Origin of the sequence: Chitinimonas sp. BJB300, from assembly GCF_002735695.1 — a bacterium.
Lineage (GTDB): Bacteria > Pseudomonadota > Gammaproteobacteria > Burkholderiales > Chitinimonadaceae > Chitinimonas.
The window spans coordinates 1-1,477 of sequence record NZ_PDZH01000298.1 but is presented as its reverse complement, the minus strand read 5'-3'; the positions used below and the strand labels follow the sequence as shown (position 1 = coordinate 1,477).

The 1,477-nt window shown below is 54.0% G+C and carries 1 protein-coding gene; it reads right to left on the bottom strand.

Annotated features, from left to right (window positions below):
* Positions 1-475 precede the first annotated feature (475 nt).
* Positions 476-1,189: an autoinducer binding domain-containing protein gene (locus CSQ89_RS21470; RefSeq protein ID WP_099407982.1), complete on the bottom strand. Its 714-nt coding sequence runs from the start codon at positions 1,187-1,189 to the stop codon at positions 476-478.
* Between the last annotated feature and the right edge of the window lie 288 nt (positions 1,190-1,477).

Below are 1,477 nucleotides of genomic sequence, written 5' to 3'. Positions count from 1 at the left end.
CGGTTTACGATCCACGCTTCCTTCCCACGCTCGGTCACCCTCTCGCAGTTGCGCTTCACTTCGTTCGCTGTGATCAACTTACGGCGGGAATTCCACCCGCAGGAGTGCGCCCATGCTGGGCGCACATGAACACGACAATACCAAAGCAGGTAATGTCTGTTCTTCTCATGGCTTGAATTTAGAGACTAAATCACCTCGGCTTCATTAGACACCTTCCAAGCATCAGTCCGCCGTACAAGAAAAGGACAAGGTGGATTAGCACGCAGAACTTGCCTGAACCCTGCTTCTCTTATGTGAACCTGAGACCAATTATTCCCGGGCTTGGCCATTCTTAGAACTTGTTTACGATCTGTCACGAGCAGGTATCGGCAGGATGAAGCGCAGCGCAGAAACCGGAATGTACTTTTGTGCACGAGGATTTTGAGCAGCACATGAGCCCTGATCACGGCTGCGCAGTAAGATCGTAAACAAGTTCTCAGTAAATCAACTGCAATCGCAACGCCTTGATCACAGCCTGATGCTTATTGGCGCAATCGAGCTTATGCACTGCATTTTGCAGGTGGAACACCGCTGTACGCTCGGTAACACCAATGATCTGCCCGACTTCCCAGGCAGTCTTGCCCTCCATAGTCCAGCGTAGGCACTCCAATTCACGGGCAGTCAAGGCTTGCGCCACCGTCTCGGGCGGGGGCAACCATAACTGACTGGCCGGAGGCAACGCCATATTGGCGAAAAGCTGCAACTGCGCACAGGCCAAACCCAATTCCCGCGGCGCCAGCAATTCACTATCGCGAACCGCCTCCACATATAGTCTTACCCGGCCATTCTGCGACCTGGCCCCGACTTCGATACCCGATTTCAAACCCGCGCCAGCGAGTATCTCGCCCAGCTCACCCGCCCCTTCCTGTTGGTAATAGCCTGCATCCCAAGCCACAGGCTGCATACGCTCACGCCGTCCGATTGCTTTGGGGTCTGTTGCCAGAAACGTCTGGTTGGTCCAAGCCTCTTCCAACCAAGCTTGTGGATAATGGGCAAGGCCATGTTCAATCGGCTTGCCCCCTGGTTGGTCCGCAACAATACAAATATCGTAATAATCAAAGCCTAACAACTGCGAAAGCTTGCTTAATTCCCCAAGCAATGCTCCCTCCTCCCTCACCGACAACAGCCCGCTGTAGAGCTCTTCTATCATTTATCAGCGCCTAAGTTGGTTATCCCTAATTCCCTAATTCAATTTTTTTCCAAGGGTATAACATGGCCCGCTTTAAGCTAAAGCGGAAGGGCGCTGCGGAGGGGCAGGTGTTGGAATGACGCCCACGTCAATGGGGCACGCTATTCGTGATTTACTGGCGGAAATCGGCATAGGGGCGACCAGATGTTCTGGCCGACCCCTGCCACACCACCCGGCATGCGGGTCCGCACCGGGCGGTTGGAGCAGTTGAGGTCAATCTGCCTCCAATTGATGCACATCGCCCGGTTT

Bases quoted from the DNA above. Each gene is read 5' to 3' on its own strand.
- CSQ89_RS21470 (WP_099407982.1), bottom strand. From the start codon at position 1,189: ATGATAGAAGAGCTCTACAGCGGGCTGTTGTCGGTGAGGGAGGAGGGA.